Raw genomic sequence first — 14698 nt, 5'->3', positions numbered from 1 at the left:
CGGCATGGTCGAGATACATCCCGAAGACGGTGTCACGGCCGTCGCCGGCGCCGCGCCCCACGATGCGGGTCCGCGCCGCATTCTCGGCATCGCGATCCCCACGCTGGGAGTGCTTGTCGCAGAACCGATCTACCTGCTGTTCGATATGGCGGTGGTGGGCCGGCTGGGGGCGCTGGCGCTCGCGGGCCTCGCCGTGGGCGGTCTGATCCTCGGACAGGTCAGCACCCAGTTGACCTTCCTGAGTTACGGGACCACCGCCCGCTCCGCCCGCCGCCACGGCGCCGGTGACGAACGGGGCGCGGTCGCCGAAGGGGTGCAGGCGAGTTGGCTCGCCGTGGCCGCCGGGCTGGCGATCGTCGTTGTGCTGCAGGTGTTCGCACGACCCGTCGTGAATGTGATCGCGGGCGGCGACGAGATCGCGGACGAGGCATTGCGCTGGTTGCGGATCGCGCTGTTCGGGGTTCCGTTGATCCTGCTGACCATGGCCGGTAACGGCTGGTTGCGCGGAGTGCAGCTGACGCGGCGGCCGCTGGTGTATGTGATTGCGGGACTGGTTGTTTCGGCACTGCTGTGCCCGCTGCTGGTGCACGGCCTGCTGGGCGCGCCCCGGATGGAACTGGCCGGCTCGGCGGTGGCGAATGTGGCCGGGCAGATGGTCTCGGGCGGATTGTTCGTGGCCGCGCTGGTGCGCCGGCGGGTGCCGCTGCGCCCGCATCCGCGGGTCATGCGCGCGCAGCTGGTGCTCGGCCGGGATCTGATCGTCCGGAGTCTGGCGTTCCAGGCCTGTTTCGTCTCGGCCGGCGCGGTCGCCGCCCGGTTCGGCGCCGCCTCGGTGGCCGCCCACCAGCTCGTGCTGCAACTGTGGAATTTCCTTGCCCTGACACTGGATTCGCTGGCCATCGCGGCGCAGACCCTCACCGGTGCGGCGCTGGGCTCCGGTGACGCCTCCGGCGCGCGCGTGCTGGCACGCCGGATCACGCTGTGGTCCACCCTCTTCGCGGTGGTGCTCGCGGTGGTCTTCGCCGCCGGATACACCGTCGTACCCCAGATATTCACCGGCGATCCGGCGGTTCTGGATCGGGTGCACGTCATCTGGTGGTTCTTCGTGCCACTCATTCCCGCCGCCGGAGTGGTCTTCGCACTCGACGGCGTACTGCTGGGCGCGGGCGACGCCTCGTATCTGCGCAACACGACGATGGCCGCTGCGCTGCTGGGTTTCCTGCCCGCCATCTGGCTGTCGCTGAGCTTCGACTGGGGTATCGCGGGAATCTGGTCCGGGCTGAGCGCCTTCATCCTGCTGCGCATGATCGCGGTCGGCGCACGCGCGTTGTCGGGGCGCTGGGCCCGCACCGGAACCGAGATTCCCCGGTCGGCGTGACCGCACACCCGGTCGATCGCCGCGCCGCCTGTTCGCCGACTCCGGAGCCGGGTATGCCCGCACGCGAGGGCCGGGTGTGCTCGCACGACGATGATCATGGGATGGTGGAACGGTGATGCCTAAGTTGATGGCGGTGAGCGATATCCATGTCGGTCATCAGGGGAACAAACCGGTGGTCGAGCAGATCCGCGCGGATTCACCGGAGGACTGGCTGATCGTCGCCGGCGACGTGGGGGAGAAGACCGACGACATTCGCTGGGCGCTGCGCACCTTGCGTGAACGCTTCGCCAAGGTGATCTGGGTTCCGGGCAATCACGAATTGTGGACGACCACCAAGGATCCCGTGCAGATCAAGGGTGCGCCCCGCTACGACTACCTGGTCGCCCTGTGCCGCGACCTCGATGTGGTGACCCCGGAGGACGAGTTCCCGGTCTGGGAGGGTGCGGGCGCCGAACAGTACGGCGGCCGGGTGACGATCGCGCCGCTGTTCATCCTCTACGACTATTCGTGGATGCCCGAGGGCGCGCACACCAAGGCCGAGGCGCTGGCCATCGCCCGGGACCGCAATGTGGTCGCCACCGACGAATTCCTGCTGGCCAGCGACCCCTATCTGACGCGCGACGCCTGGTGCCGGGCCCGGGTCCAATACAGCCGGCGCCGGCTCGACGCGCTGGAGCCCGACACAGCGGTGGTGCTGATCAATCACTTCCCGATGCTGCGCGAACCCACCCGGATGCTGTTCTATCCGGAATTCTCGCTGTGGTGCGGCACCGAGGACACCGCCGACTGGCACACCCGCTACAACGTCGTCTGCTCGGTCTACGGCCACCTGCACATTCCGCGCACCACTTTCTACGACGGTGTCCGGTTCGAGGAGGTTTCGCTCGGCTATCCGCGCGAATGGCAGCGCCGCGGGCTTCCGGACAAGCTGCTGCGCCAGATCCTGCCCGCCCCCGAATACGGCCCGGACGACCTCAACGAATGGGGTGGCCACTTCAAGATCACTGCGGAGATGCGGGAAGCCGCCGCGGAGATGCGCCGTCTCGCCGACCGCCGCCGCGGCGTGCGCTGAGCCGGCGCGGCGTCACCACGGCCGCCGGCGCGCTCCCCGATAGTCCAGGCAGGCGCCGCCGGGGCGGCTCGCGGGGTGGGTTTCGGTGTGCTCGCGATAGATCCGCAGGCCCTCGCGAATCTTCCACGCGGCCCGCTCGAGCTGATCGGGGGTCAGCGCCTTGTCGAAGGCCGCCGCGTCGACGAGTTGGGCTCGTACCTGTTCCAGGTTCAGTCGTGCGTACTCCAGCGGGGTGAGCTCCATGCGCGGCAGACTACTCCACTTCGAACATACTTTCGATACCCGCCTCGGTGTGCGAGCGGCGCGCACCCGTCGGTTCAGCGGAAGCGATGCACCATGGTCCCGTTCGTCGGCCCGGTCCGGCCCGGCCGAGGCCGCTTGCCCGGAGCTGGCCGAGTCCGGGTACCGCGCGCACCGCTAGGCTCGTAGCGCAGACAGGGTCGACTCAGGAGGCGGTCATCGAGGAACAGGCGCGCGTCATCGGCAGCATTCTGCCCGCGGGAGTGGCCGCGGCGGAGCTGTTGCGGTATCCGGAGGATCTGAAACCGCATCCCGGTGAGGAACATCTGATCGCGCAGTCCGTCGAGAAGCGGCGGCGCGATTTCATCGGCGCCCGGCACTGTGCGCGGCTGGCGCTGGCCCAGCTCGGCGAGCCGCCGGTGGCGATCGGTAAGGGCGAGCGCGGGATGCCGCTGTTCCCGCGCGGGGTGGTCGGCAGCCTCACCCACTGCGACGGTTACCGGGCGGCGGTGCTGGCGCATCGGCTGCGCTGGCGGTCGGTCGGCATCGACGCGGAACCGCACGACACGCTGCCCGAGGGCGTGCTGGACTCGGTGAGCCTGCCCGCCGAACGGGACTGGCTGCGGGGCGCGATCCCCGCCACCGGACTGCATATGGACCGGCTGCTGTTCTGCGCGAAGGAGGCCACCTACAAGGCGTGGTTCCCGCTCACGCAGCGCTGGCTCGGTTTCGAGGACGCTCACATCACCTTCACCGTCGACGACACCGGTACCGCCGGCGGCTTCCACAGTGCGTTGCTGGTTCCCGGGCAGACCGTCGACGGCGGTGCGCCGCTGACCGCGTTCGACGGACGCTGGACGATCACCGACGGGCTGATCCTGACCGCGATCGTGGCCGGCTGATGGCCGACCGCGAGAGGGTCGTCGATCCGCTCGGCGGCCTGCTCATCATCGACAAGGACGGCGGGCAGACCAGCCACGACGTGGTCGCGCGCTGCCGGAAGATCCTGCACACCAGGAAGATCGGCCACGCCGGCACCCTCGACCCGATGGCCACCGGCGTGCTGGTGCTCGGCGTCGAGCGCGCCACCAAACTACTCGGCCTGCTGAGCCTGACCACCAAGTCCTATGCCGCGACCGTTCGTCTCGGCCAGGCCACGGTCACCGACGATGCCGAGGGGGAGGTGCTGGCCACCATCCCCGCCGCCCATGTCGACGACGCCGATATCGCCGCCGCCGTCGCCGCGCTCACCGGCGATATCGAGCAGGTGCCCTCGACGGTCAGCGCGATCAAGGTCGACGGTGAACGGGCGTACGCGCGCGTCCGGGCCGGCGAGCAGGTGGAACTGGCCGCCCGGCCGGTCACGGTCTCCCGGTTCGACATTCTGAGGCGTCGCGATATCGACACCGGCGCAACGACATTCGTCGATCTCGACGTCGAGGTGGACTGTTCCTCGGGCACCTACATTCGTGCCCTGGCCCGGGATCTCGGCACCGCGCTGGGGGTCGGGGGACATCTGACCGCGTTGCGCCGTACCCGGGTCGGCCCGTTCACGCTCGAACACGCCCGCACCCTGGATCAGCTCGCCGACGATCCGAGCCTGAACCTCGACGTCGATGCCGCTGTGCGCCTTGCCTTCCCGCATCGGGAGATCGACGCCGGCCAGGCCGAATCGCTGCGCGACGGTCGCTGGCTGGACCCGGTCGGCCTGCGCGGTGTGCACGCGGCCACGACCGCCGACGGCCGGACCATCGCCCTGCTGGAGGAGAAGGGGAAGCGCTCCTCGCCGGTCTTCGTGGTGCGCCCGCGCGGGCTCATCGACTGAGGCCGCGGCTACTCCTCGCCGCCGCCGGCCTGCTGCCGGAGTCGTTCGACGGCGTCGCGCATATGTCCGGCCAGCAATTCGCGAACCTCGTGCGGCGGGCCGGCGGCGATCGCCTCGCGGAGGGCGATGTGTTCACGGACCTGCTCGCCGAGGTCGGTGTAGGTGGTCTGCAACGCGCCCAGGCACATGCGCGTCTCGATCAGGAGGGTCTGTGCCGCGCGCACCAGCCGGGGACTGTCGGCGCTGGTCACCAGGGCCTGGTGGAAGGCGTGGTCGGCTTCGGTGACGCCGGTGGCATCACCCCGCGCGGCGCAGTCCTGCATGTCGGCGACACTGGTTTCCAGTGCCGCGTAGGCGATCTCGCGGCGGTCGTCCAGGATCAGATCCAGCGCCCCGCCCTCGATCGCGGTGCGGGCCCGGTAGATGTCCACGACGTCGTCGAGACTCAGTTCGATGACGAAGATGCCGCGGTGGCGGACGCTGTGCAGCAGCCCCTCCGAGACCAGTCGCTGCATGGCCTCGCGCACCGGTCCGCGGGAAACGTCGAATTGCGTGGCGAGATCGGCCTCGACCAGCTGGGTACCGGGCGCGACCGTGCCGTGCATGATCGCCGTACGCAGCCGGTCGGCGATCATTTCCGCCGTGGACTGCCGATTCACGGGTTCGAACTCAATCACCGACATGAATCGGCCTTTCCGAGAAGAGCGTTCCGAGCCCCGGTCCGGACGGCGGCGAGGCGGCGGGCAGATCCGCCAGTCGCAACCCCTGCCAGACGGTGACCTGGTTCGCGGTGAGTACCGGCTTGCCGAGCGCTGATTCCAGCTCCGGAAGCAGTTGTATCGTATGCATCGCGGTATCGGGAACGAGCAACGCCTCGGCGTCGGGATGATCGTTCGCCGCCGCCAGCGTCAGGACCTGCTCCGGGGTGAGGGTGCCCACTTCGGCGGCGGTGTCGATTCCGGCGCTCGACATCGAGACCACCCGGATATCCGCCGCGGCGAGGAAGTCCACGAACAGGGCGGCCACCTCGTCCGGATAGCTGGCGCATACCGCGACGTCGTGGACGCCGATCGCGCGCACCGCGTCCACGAACGCGAAACTGGTACTCGACGCGGGAACTCCGCAGTCGCGGGCGAGCCGGTCCACCTGATCGCGCGCCCCCTGCGGGCCGTAGACGAAACTGCCCGAGGTGCAGGCCCACACCACCGCCCGCGGTGCGCAGGGCGCGAGCAGTCGCGCACCCTCGCGCAACTTCTCCGGACTGCCGAGGTCGAGCAGCTCCGGCACCGCGTGCAGATCGGTGCCGTAGATGTGCGCGACTCGCAGATCCACGCCGAGTTGTGCTGCGGCCCAGGGGTATTCGTCCTCGGCGGCGTGGTCGGGGTAGATGAACCCGACGGTCGGTATCCGTTGCACAGCGCCTCCTAGAAAACGTTCTGCAGCCATTTGCCGGGACCCATCATCGGTAGTTTCATCCGTCCCAGGCAGGCCCACATGGTCAGTTGATTGGCGGTCAGGACCGGCTTGCCGAGAAGTCGTTCCAGCGGCTCGACCAGGTCGTAGGTGGGGAGGTTGGTGCAGCTGACGAAGATGGCCTGGGCGGCGGGATCGTCGGCGGCCATGATGCGTTCGGCGATGGTGCGGTAGCCGACCTTCCAGATGCCGCCGCCCAGTCCGAGGTGGTCCGACCGCAGCACCTCACAGCCGGCTTCGTGCAGGAACTCGTGCAGTTTCCCGGTGAGGATGTCGTCGTAGGGCGTGATGACCGACAACCGGGACAGCTGCAGTTTGCGTACCGCCTCGATCAGCGCGCCGGAGGTGGTGATCGCGTCCCGGGCGCCGGCCCGGCAGATGGTGTCGCGCAGCGACCGCTCGTAGGCCAGCCCCTTGATGAAACTGCCCGAGGTACACAGATAGGCGATGACCTCGGGCTCGACGTGCAGGACGTTGCGGGTGGCGGCGGTGAGATGCGCTGCGTCGGAAACCAATTCGGCCATTTCGAGGGAGACCGGCACCGGTTCGTACGGCGTGCGGGCGAGATGCAGGCTGACCTCCAGCGGCGCCCACCGCCACAGTTCGCGTTCCAGCGCCAGGTCGAACGGCGCGATGATCCCGATACCTCGTTGCGCGACAGGTCCGTCCAACTCGGGAAAGTTCAGTTCCACGAGGGCCCCTCTCGCGTTCGGGCGACGAACCTCCGCACACAATCGGATTGTTGACAAGCATACGATGGGTTTTTAGCCTGTCAATATGAACGCGGGCCCAGTTGTCACCGTCCTGCACGACGGCGTCGAGCCCGACGCGGCATATCTGCGTCCGGTGTCGCAGCAGGCCACCGTTCGCTTCGCCGACGGTGCGGACCTCGCGGGCGCGCTGCCCGGCGCGGAGGCGCTGTTCGTCTACGACTTTCAGAGCACCGCCCTGCCCGGTGCCTGGCATCGCGCCGATCGGTTGCGCTGGGTTCACGTCGGAGGCACCGGGGTCGATGCCGTGATGTTCGACGAACTGATCGACAGCGATGTGCTGGTGACCAACACCCGCGGTCTGTTCGATCAGCCCATCGCGGAATACGTGCTGGCACAGATCCTCGCGTTCGCCAAGGATCTGCCCGAATCGCTGCGTCTGCAGCAGCGCCACCAATGGCACCATCGCGAATCCGAGCGCGTCGCCGGAGCCGCGGCGCTGGTGGTCGGCACCGGCTCCATCGGGCGCGCCATCGCACGCCTGCTGCGGGCCGCCGGTATGCGGGTCCGCGGGCTGGGCCGCACCGACCGCACCGACGATCCCGACTTCGGTACCGTCGCAACCGATCTGCGCGCCGAACTACCGGGCGCCGACTACGTGATCTGCGTGGCGCCGCTGACGCCGCAGACCCGGCGTCTGTTCGACGCGAGTGCGTTCGCGGCGATGAAACCGCATGCGCGTTTCATCAATGTGGGCCGGGGGGAGTCGGTCGTCACCGACGATCTGGTCGCCGCGCTGCGCGGTGGCGCTCTCGCCGGTGCGGCGCTGGACGTGGTCGATCCGGAACCGCTGCCGGCCGGTCATCCGCTGTGGGATCTGCCGAATGTGGTTGTCACCCCGCACAACAGCGGCGACTTCATCGGCTGGCGATCGGAGATCGTCGCCGCGTTCACCGACAACTTCCAGCGCTGGATCACCGGTCAGCCCTTACAGAATGTGGTCGACAAGAAGCTGGGTTACGTGCCCAGTTGAAGGGAGTCACGATGGCCCACCCCGGAACCGGGACCGACCCCGCGGCGATGACCGCGGCCGAGTTGGCCTCCGCCTATTCGACCGGGGCGTTGTCTCCCGTCGAGGCCACGCAGGCGGCGCTGGACGCGATCGCCGCGCGCGACGCCGCCCTCAACGCGTACTGCCTGGTCGATCCCGAGCGAGCGTTGATCCAGGCCAAGGAATCCGAGGCCCGCTGGCACAACGGACATGCGCAGGGACTGCTCGACGGCGTGCCGATCTCGATCAAGGACGTCTTCCTCACTCAGGGATGGCCCACCCTGCGCGGCTCGACCTCCATCCGGCCGGACGCGCCGTGGCCGGTCGACAGCCCCGCGACCGCGCGGCTGCGCGAGGACGGGCTCGTCTTCCTGGGCAAGACCACCACGCCGGAACTCGCCTGGAAGGCGACAACCGACAGCGCGCTCACCGGCATCACCCGCAACCCGGTGGATCCGGCTACCACGTCCGGCGGTTCGTCCGGCGGTTCGGCGGTGGCGGTCGCGGCCGGGATGGGGCCGGTGTCGATAGGCACCGACGGTGGCGGCAGTGTGCGGATTCCCGCGTCGTTCTGCGGTGTCGTAGGTTTCAAGCCCACCCACGGCCGCATCCCGCTGTATCCGGCCAGTCCGTTCGGACCGCTGGCACATGCGGGGCCCATCGCCCGATCGGTGGAGGATGTGGCGCTGTTGATGGACATCCTGTCGCTGCCCGATCCGCGGGATCCGACCGCGGGGGCACCGCCGCTGACGACGTTCCGGGGTGAACTACAGCGCGAGGTGCGCGGAGCGACGGTCGGCTATTCGGCGAATCTCGGCTTCGCCCAGGTGGATCCGGAGGTCGCGGCGGTCGTCGCTGCGGCCGTGCGAAAACTGGACGAGGCCGGCTTGCGGGTGGTGGAGGCGGATCCGGGCTTCGCCGATCCGCGGGAGGCGTTCGAACGGATGTGGGCGGCCGGTGCGGCGACCCTGCTGTCGACCTTCCCGCCGGGTTCGCGCGACCGCGTCGATCCCGGACTGGGGGCCATGTGGGATCGTGGTCTGGCGCTCGGCGCGGTCGACTATCTGAACGCCCGTGCGGTGGCCGCCGAGATCGGAATCGCCATGGGCGCCTTCCACACCGTCTACGACGTGCTGATCACTCCGACGATGCCGATCACCGCCTTCGAGGCCGGATACGATGTGCCGCCGGGCAGTTCGATGGACAGCTGGCCGCAATGGACGCCGTTCACCTATCCGTTCAACCTCACTCAGCAACCGGCGATCAGCATTCCGGCGGGCACGACCGCGGCGGGGATGCCGGTGGGACTGCAGATCGTCGGGCCGCGCCACTCCGACGATTTCGTCCTGGCGCTGGCCCGCTTCGCCGAACTGGTCCTGGCCTGAATCTGGGGCGAGCGGGCTTCGTCGCAAGCGCTGGTGCCGTGCTGTGCTCCTAGTCGGTGGTCGACCGAGACACCGCCCGGAAACCCGTGTCACCGATCACGATCACGCCAGGACCGTCCAACCGTCCTGCCTCGTAGACGGCCTCGTCGAGATGAGTCGACATCAGGAGCATCCATGCCTCCCACGGAGTTCGGGCTCCCAACGGTCCACCCGATTCCGCCGACAACCGGGTGTAGTAATCGCGCAACTCCCCGTCGGTCACCCTGAATACCAAGGCCGGGTCGATCGGCGCCTCGCGGACCGCCGTGATTCGCAATCGCCCCGCCTCATCCCGGTCGACCCGATACCCGGCTTCCGCACCGGCACGAATCACCGACTCCACGAGGTCGTCAGCACTCGGTTCAGACTTGTCCACGGCATGCTCCTCCAGGAAAAGCGGTGACCACCTGCCCGTTCTCCGCCACGATCACGGTGGGCTGGACCGTCTTCACGATCGCTCCGGTGACATGGTTGACCAGATAGATCTGGCCGGTGTAACAGTACTTGCCGGAGCCTTGCGGGCCATGCCAGTCCGGGGCGTCGTGTGCCTTGGCGATGGCCATATCGGCTATGTCGCGCCAGTTGCGGCCTTCGATATCCGCAAGCCCCTCCCACTCGGCCTGGTGCCTATCCTGGATATGGCGGTAACCGTAATTCTTGTTCCCGCACAACAGTTTCCAATCGCCGTAGGTACTGACCACCTTCGACTCGTCCGTCCTGATCCCGCAGGCGCCCCAGGGCGACGAGGCGTGGGCCACCGGGTCGGGTGCGGACAGCACCATCGGGGCGGCCAGTGCGGCCGCGGCCATGACGAATACACGAATCTTCAACTTGCGTACCCCTCCATCGAGCACCGATCGGTGCCGATCCATGTCGTCACCGCCCCCTGCGGTGACTACACGGATCAGAGTACGACTGTCGGCGAGGTCCGCCAATCGAATTTCCGGGCCGGTCACGAAATCGGTTGCCGGCGTGGCGGTTCGGATCAGATGACTTGGCCTGTGTCGAGAGACCGTGCGAAGGACAGGGTTTCGCCCTCGACGCCGCGCAGCCACAGTGCGTTGCATGCCGCGGCCAGTTCGGGCAGGCCCTCGTCGATGGTCGCGAAGACGTTCCCGGGCACCCAGCCCATATCACCGTTGATCAGCAGGTTGTTGCGGTCGTAGAACAGGGCCAGATCGGTGGCGCCCTGCTCGGCGTGCGCGGCCGAACCGGGTTCGTAGCCGTAGGCCGGATTGCCGATCTCCCACGGTTCGAAATCGAACAGGCAGACGTCGCCGGGAATCGGTGTGACCGTGGGGTTTTCACGATGCGGTGCCGCGGTGATGCGCGGTACCAGGGTGTACACCTCGTTGCGCGCGTATTTGGCGTGGAACGCGTCGCCCTCCTGGGGCAGGGCCTCCCAGACCGCCGCGCAGGTGCGGGGCGCCTGCTCGTCCAGCAGTCGCGCCCGGCAGCGCACGCCGGCCTTGGTGAGGGTGATGGTGAGGTAACGGGCCATCGGGTTCTCCTGTTCCGATCGGATGCCGGTGTGGCGCTACAGCTCGTCGAGGACTCCGTTCCACAGCGCCAGTGCCTCGTCGACCTGTTCGGCGGTCACGATCAGCGGCGGGATCATCCGCACGACATTGCTGTAGGCGCCGCAGGTCAGCAGAAGCAGGCCGCGCCGAGCCGCCAGCTGCTGCGCGGCCGTCGCCGTCGCCGTGTCGGGTTCTCCTGTGGCCGTGGTGAATTCGCATCCTACGAGCAGTCCCAGCCCGCGCACGTCGCCGATCGCCTTGGTGGCCCCGGCCCGTGCTCCGGCCAGCAGTTGCGTGCCGCGGGCGGCGGCGTTGTCCACCAGCCCTTCCGATTCGATGACGTCGATCGTGGCGACCGCGGCCGCGCACGCCACGGCATTGCCACCGTAGGTGCCGCCCTGGGACCCGGGCCAGGCCCGGGCCATCAGTTCCTGGGGTGCGGCGATTCCGGACAGCGGAAATCCGCTCGCCAACCCCTTGGCGATGGTGATGACGTCGGCCCGCACATCGAAATGCTGATGTCCGAAGAACTTTCCGGTGCGCCCGAAGCCGGTCTGGATCTCGTCGAAGATCAGCAGGATGCCGTGCCGGTCGGCGCGTTCGCGCAGGCCCTGGAAGAACCGGGTGTTGCCCGGGATGTAGCCGCCCTCGCCGAGCACCGGCTCGACGACGAACGCCGCGGTTTCGGCGGGCGCGGTCAGCGTGGTCAGGATGTAGTCGAGTTCGCGCAGCGCGAAGTCGGTGGCTTCCTCCTCCGACCAGCCGTAGCGGTAGGCGGTGGGGAACGGCGCCACGTGCACCCCGCCCATGAGCGGGCTGAAGCCGGCCGAGAACCGGGTTCCGGAGGTGGTCATGGTCGCGGCGGCGACCGTGCGGCCGTGGAAGCCGCCGTGGAAGACCACCACGTTCGGCCGGCCGGTGGCCTGCCGTGCCAGCCGCAACGCCGCCTCCACCGCTTCGCTTCCGGAATTGGCGAAGAACACCGAATTCAGATGCGCGGGAAGCACATCGGCGAGTCGTTCCGTCAGTCGGAGCAGCGGCCGGTGCATGACCGTCGTGTACTGACCGTGGATGAGGCTGCCGATCTGTTCGCGCGCGGCCTCCACCACCCGCGGATGACAGTGCCCGGTGCTGGTGACGCCGATCCCGGCGGTGAAGTCGAGATACCGGCGCCCGTCGGTGCCGTACAGGTAGCAGCCCTCGCCGTGGTCGACGGTGACCGGCGTGGCCTGCCGGAGAACGGGGGAAAGTGCAGTCATGGTGATCCGCCTCCCGGCGACGGGGAAATCCGGCCTGCGACGGCCGAATTCTTATTGTCGGATTGTTGACAATGTGTATAACATGACCGCGATGGTGACGGCAATGACAGCGCTGATCCGAGATGCTGTTCCGAGCTGAGGGGCGAGCGATGACGCACACCGTGACGGAATCGGACGAGGCGACGATCGCCGCGATCGACAGCGTGCCGACCGGCCTGTTCATCGGCGGCCGATGGCACGAGACCACCGCGCGGCTGCTGGTCGAGGATCCGGCCACCGGGCAGAAGCTGACCGCTGTCGCCGACGCCACGCCCGAGGACGGCGTCGCCGCGCTGGCCGCCGCCGCGGCGGCGCAGGCCGCCTGGGCGGATGTGCCCGCCCGAACCCGGTCCGAGATCCTGATGCGCGCCCACCGGACGATGCTCGACGACACCGAGCGGCTCGCCCGCATCGCCACCGCCGAGATGGGCAAGCCGCTGGCCGAGGCGCGTGGCGAGGTCGCGTACGCGGCGGAGTTCTTCCGCTGGTTCGCCGAGGAGGCGGTGCGGCTGGACGGCGGATACATGCCGGCGCCGGCCGGTGGGTCCCGCTTCGTGGTGACGCGGCGTCCGGTCGGGCCCAGCATCCTGATCACCCCGTGGAATTTCCCGATGGCTATGGCGACCCGCAAGATCGGCCCGGCGCTGGCCGCGGGCTGCACCTGTGTGGTCAAACCCGCCGAGCAGACGCCGCTGTGCACTCTCGCGATCGCGGAAATACTCGCCGCCGCAGGCGTCCCCGACGGGGTGGTCAATGTCGTGACCACCTCCGATCCGGCGACGGTGACCGGCGCGATGATCGCCGACCCGCGCTCGCGCAAGCTGTCGTTCACCGGATCGACCGCGGTCGGCAAGATCCTGCTGGAACAGTGCGCGACATCGGTCATGCGCACCTCGATGGAATTGGGCGGCAACGCCCCCCTGATCGTGTTCGACGACGCCGATCTCGACACCGCGGTCGAGGGGGCGCTCGCGGCGAAGATGCGCAACATCGGTCAGGCGTGCACCGCGGCGAACCGGATCTATCTGCAGCGCGGCGTCGCCGAGGAGTTCACCCGCCGCTTCACCGAGCGGATGGCGGCCCTGCCGATGGGACGCGGTGCCGACCCGGGCGTGGTGGTCGGACCGCTGATCGACGCCGCCGCGGTGGCGAAGGTGTCGGAACTGGTCGCCGACGCGCGCCGGCGCGGCGCCACCGTTCTGCTCGGCGGAACCGCCGCCGAGGGGCCCGGATACTTCTATCCGCCCACGGTGCTGACCGGCGTGCCGGACGACGCCGCGATGTTCGGCACCGAAATCTTCGGTCCCGTGGCGGGTTTGGCGGTCTTCGACACCGAGGACGAGGTGATCGAACGCGCCGACGACACCCCGTACGGACTGGTGGCGTACGTGTTCACGGAGAATCTGCGGCGCGGATTGCGGGTGAGCGAGGCGCTCGACACCGGAATGGTCGGACTCAATCAGGGCGTGGTATCGAATCCCGCGGCGCCGTTCGGCGGGGTGAAGGAATCGGGTCTCGGACGCGAGGGCGGCTTCGGCGGCATCGACGAATTCCTGGAGACCAAATACATCGGTGTGGCACTGTGATGCCGATGTATCGCATTGCCACCATTCCCGGCGACGGTATCGGCGTGGACGTCACGGCCGAGGCGGTCAAGGTTCTCGACGCGGTGCTGCCCGGCATCGCCTGGACCGAATTCGATTGGTCCTGTGAGCAATATCTGCGCACCGGCGCCATGATGCCCGACGACGGTCCGCAGCAGCTGGCCGATTTCGACGCGATTCTGCTCGGCGCCGTGGGCTTTCCCGGTGTCGCCGACCATATTTCGCTGTGGGGCCTGCTGATCCCGCTGCGCCGTGCCTTCGGGCAGTACGTGAATCTGCGCCCGGTCCGGTTGCTGCCCGGCACCGAATCCGCGTTGCGCGGGCGCGGCGCGGACGATCTCGACATTCTCATCGTGCGGGAGAATTCCGAGGGCGAGTATTCCGCGATCGGAGGAATGCACAATCCCGGGCGTCCCGACGAATTCGTGGTTCAGGAATCGATATTCACCCGTACCGGATGTGAACGCATCATCCGGTACGCCTTCGAACAGGCGCGCCGCCGCGACCGCAGACTGTGTTCGGCCACCAAATCCAACGGGCTCATTCATTCGATGCCGTACTGGGACAGCGTGTTCGAGCGGATCGCCGCCGAGTATCCGGACGTCGAGACGCGGCAGATGCACGTCGACGCGCTGGCCGCCGAGATCGTGCTGCACCCGGATCGGCTCGACGTGATCGTCGGTTCGAATCTGTTCGGCGACATCCTCTCCGATCTCGCCGCCGCCGTGACCGGAGGGCTCGGACTGGCTCCGTCGGGGAACATCAATCCCGAGCGCGACGCGCCCTCGATGTTCGAGGCGGTGCACGGCAGCGCGCCCGATATCGCGGGAATGGGTATCGCCGATCCGGTGGCGCAGATCCTCGCCGGCGCGATGATGCTCGGCCACCTGGGCGAATCCGCGGCGGCCGCGGCCGTCGACCGCGCGGTCTGCGATGTGCTGGCCGCGGGGGAGGTCCTCACACCGGATCTGGGCGGTACGGCGACGACGGCCGACCTGGGCACCGCGGTGGCCGAGCGGGCCGCGGCGCTCGTCACGCGCTAGGGGCGGCGATACGCGAGGGCCATTCCGTCCTGGGCGCCGCGGCGGCCGGCGCGTGTCGCC

The 14698-nt window shown here is 68.6% G+C and carries 16 protein-coding genes; 8 read left to right on the top strand and 8 right to left on the bottom strand.

Features of this window, described 5'->3' with window-relative positions; translation table 11 throughout:
* The first annotated feature begins 4 nt into the window (after window positions 1-4).
* Both NMI01S_RS21965 and NMI01S_RS21960 read left to right on the top strand, forming a co-directional pair.
* Complete coding sequence (locus tag NMI01S_RS21965) at window positions 5-1378, top strand: MATE family efflux transporter (RefSeq protein WP_063000116.1); 1374 nt, start codon at window positions 5-7, stop codon at window positions 1376-1378.
* A 112-nt stretch (window positions 1379-1490) separates the two neighbouring features.
* Window positions 1491-2450 carry a metallophosphoesterase family protein gene (locus NMI01S_RS21960; RefSeq protein WP_157126308.1) on the top strand — a complete coding sequence of 320 codons (960 nt, stop codon included), beginning with the start codon at window positions 1491-1493 and terminating at the stop codon, window positions 2448-2450.
* Between the two features lie 12 nt (window positions 2451-2462).
* On the opposite strand, the gene NMI01S_RS21955 is transcribed toward NMI01S_RS21960, so the two are convergent.
* On the bottom strand, window positions 2463-2693 hold the full coding sequence (locus tag NMI01S_RS21955) for a DUF6374 family protein (protein ID WP_062962442.1): 231 nt from the start codon (window positions 2691-2693) through the stop codon (window positions 2463-2465).
* A gap of 260 nt (window positions 2694-2953) precedes the next feature.
* Between NMI01S_RS21955 and npt the strand changes: the two genes are divergently transcribed.
* Window positions 2954-3592, top strand: coding sequence for a 4'-phosphopantetheinyl transferase Npt (npt, locus tag NMI01S_RS21950; RefSeq protein ID WP_281186736.1), 639 nt, complete (start codon window positions 2954-2956; stop codon window positions 3590-3592).
* Window positions 3592-4515, top strand: a complete 924-nt coding sequence (truB, locus tag NMI01S_RS21945) for a tRNA pseudouridine(55) synthase TruB (protein ID WP_063000112.1) — start codon at window positions 3592-3594, stop codon at window positions 4513-4515. The genes npt and truB overlap by 1 nt, the downstream gene beginning before the upstream one ends.
* Window positions 4516-4523: 8 nt before the next feature.
* Here the strand turns inward: truB and NMI01S_RS21940 are convergent, their stop codons facing one another.
* From NMI01S_RS21940 to NMI01S_RS21930, 3 genes are read right to left on the bottom strand one after another with little or no spacing between them, the layout of a single operon-like run.
* On the bottom strand, window positions 4524-5198 hold the full coding sequence (locus NMI01S_RS21940; RefSeq protein WP_063000110.1) for a GntR family transcriptional regulator: 675 nt from the start codon (window positions 5196-5198) through the stop codon (window positions 4524-4526).
* Window positions 5185-5931, bottom strand: a complete 747-nt coding sequence (locus NMI01S_RS21935) for a maleate cis-trans isomerase family protein (RefSeq protein WP_245716973.1) — start codon at window positions 5929-5931, stop codon at window positions 5185-5187. Before NMI01S_RS21935 ends, NMI01S_RS21940 begins: the two co-directional genes overlap by 14 nt.
* A gap of 8 nt (window positions 5932-5939) precedes the next feature.
* Window positions 5940-6680 (bottom strand): maleate cis-trans isomerase family protein, encoded by a 741-nt coding sequence (locus tag NMI01S_RS21930; protein ID WP_039779557.1) that lies wholly within the window; start codon window positions 6678-6680, stop codon window positions 5940-5942.
* 85 nt (window positions 6681-6765) lie between these two features.
* On the opposite strand from NMI01S_RS21930, the gene NMI01S_RS21925 reads away from it, so the two are divergent.
* Both NMI01S_RS21925 and NMI01S_RS21920 read left to right on the top strand, forming a co-directional pair.
* The gene (locus NMI01S_RS21925) at window positions 6766-7731 is read left to right on the top strand and encodes a D-2-hydroxyacid dehydrogenase (protein WP_063000109.1); all 966 of its coding nucleotides are present in this window, start codon (window positions 6766-6768) and stop codon (window positions 7729-7731) included.
* Between the two features lie 11 nt (window positions 7732-7742).
* The gene (locus NMI01S_RS21920; protein WP_245716972.1) at window positions 7743-9134 is read left to right on the top strand and encodes an amidase; all 1392 of its coding nucleotides are present in this window, start codon (window positions 7743-7745) and stop codon (window positions 9132-9134) included.
* A gap of 49 nt (window positions 9135-9183) precedes the next feature.
* Here NMI01S_RS21920 and NMI01S_RS21915 read toward each other — a convergent pair whose 3' ends face one another.
* Genes NMI01S_RS21915 through NMI01S_RS21900 form a run of 4 tightly spaced genes read right to left on the bottom strand, consistent with a single transcriptional unit; the run spans window position 9184 to window position 11952 of the window.
* Entirely contained in the window at window positions 9184-9549 is a 366-nt protein-coding gene (locus tag NMI01S_RS21915) for a hypothetical protein (protein WP_157126307.1), read from the bottom strand.
* Complete coding sequence (locus NMI01S_RS21910) at window positions 9536-10129, bottom strand: hypothetical protein (protein WP_063000105.1); 594 nt, start codon at window positions 10127-10129, stop codon at window positions 9536-9538. Before NMI01S_RS21910 ends, NMI01S_RS21915 begins: the two co-directional genes overlap by 14 nt.
* Window positions 10130-10158: 29 nt before the next feature.
* Window positions 10159-10674: a DUF3830 family protein gene (locus NMI01S_RS21905; RefSeq protein ID WP_063000103.1), complete on the bottom strand. Its 516-nt coding sequence runs from the start codon at window positions 10672-10674 to the stop codon at window positions 10159-10161.
* A 36-nt stretch (window positions 10675-10710) separates the two neighbouring features.
* Entirely contained in the window at window positions 10711-11952 is a 1242-nt protein-coding gene (locus NMI01S_RS21900; RefSeq protein ID WP_063000102.1) for an aspartate aminotransferase family protein, read from the bottom strand.
* Window positions 11953-12101: 149 nt separating this feature from the next.
* Between NMI01S_RS21900 and NMI01S_RS21895 the strand changes: the two genes are divergently transcribed.
* Window positions 12102-13577 (top strand): NAD-dependent succinate-semialdehyde dehydrogenase, encoded by a 1476-nt coding sequence (locus tag NMI01S_RS21895; protein WP_063000100.1) that lies wholly within the window; start codon window positions 12102-12104, stop codon window positions 13575-13577.
* Window positions 13577-14638, top strand: a complete 1062-nt coding sequence (locus tag NMI01S_RS21890) for a tartrate dehydrogenase (RefSeq protein WP_063000098.1) — start codon at window positions 13577-13579, stop codon at window positions 14636-14638. Before NMI01S_RS21895 ends, NMI01S_RS21890 begins: the two co-directional genes overlap by 1 nt.
* The last annotated feature ends 60 nt before the right edge of the window (window positions 14639-14698 follow it).

The organism is Nocardia mikamii NBRC 108933, from assembly GCF_001613505.1.
Lineage (GTDB): Bacteria > Actinomycetota > Actinomycetes > Mycobacteriales > Mycobacteriaceae > Nocardia > Nocardia mikamii.
This window is presented reverse-complemented; position numbering and strand designations above follow the sequence as displayed.

Bases quoted from the DNA above. Each gene is read 5' to 3' on its own strand.
- truB (WP_063000112.1), top strand. From the start codon at position 3,592: ATGGCCGACCGCGAGAGGGTCGTCGATCCGCTCGGCGGCCTGCTCATC.
- NMI01S_RS21890 (WP_063000098.1), top strand. From the start codon at position 13,577: ATGCCGATGTATCGCATTGCCACCATTCCCGGCGACGGTATCGGCGTG.
- NMI01S_RS21920 (WP_245716972.1), top strand. From the start codon at position 7,743: ATGGCCCACCCCGGAACCGGGACCGACCCCGCGGCGATGACCGCGGCC.
- NMI01S_RS21905 (WP_063000103.1), bottom strand. From the start codon at position 10,674: ATGGCCCGTTACCTCACCATCACCCTCACCAAGGCCGGCGTGCGCTGC.
- NMI01S_RS21895 (WP_063000100.1), top strand. From the start codon at position 12,102: ATGACGCACACCGTGACGGAATCGGACGAGGCGACGATCGCCGCGATC.
- NMI01S_RS21955 (WP_062962442.1), bottom strand. From the start codon at position 2,693: ATGGAGCTCACCCCGCTGGAGTACGCACGACTGAACCTGGAACAGGTA.
- NMI01S_RS21925 (WP_063000109.1), top strand. From the start codon at position 6,766: ATGAACGCGGGCCCAGTTGTCACCGTCCTGCACGACGGCGTCGAGCCC.
- NMI01S_RS21900 (WP_063000102.1), bottom strand. From the start codon at position 11,952: ATGACTGCACTTTCCCCCGTTCTCCGGCAGGCCACGCCGGTCACCGTC.
- NMI01S_RS21940 (WP_063000110.1), bottom strand. From the start codon at position 5,198: ATGTCGGTGATTGAGTTCGAACCCGTGAATCGGCAGTCCACGGCGGAA.
- NMI01S_RS21965 (WP_063000116.1), top strand. From the start codon at position 5: ATGGTCGAGATACATCCCGAAGACGGTGTCACGGCCGTCGCCGGCGCC.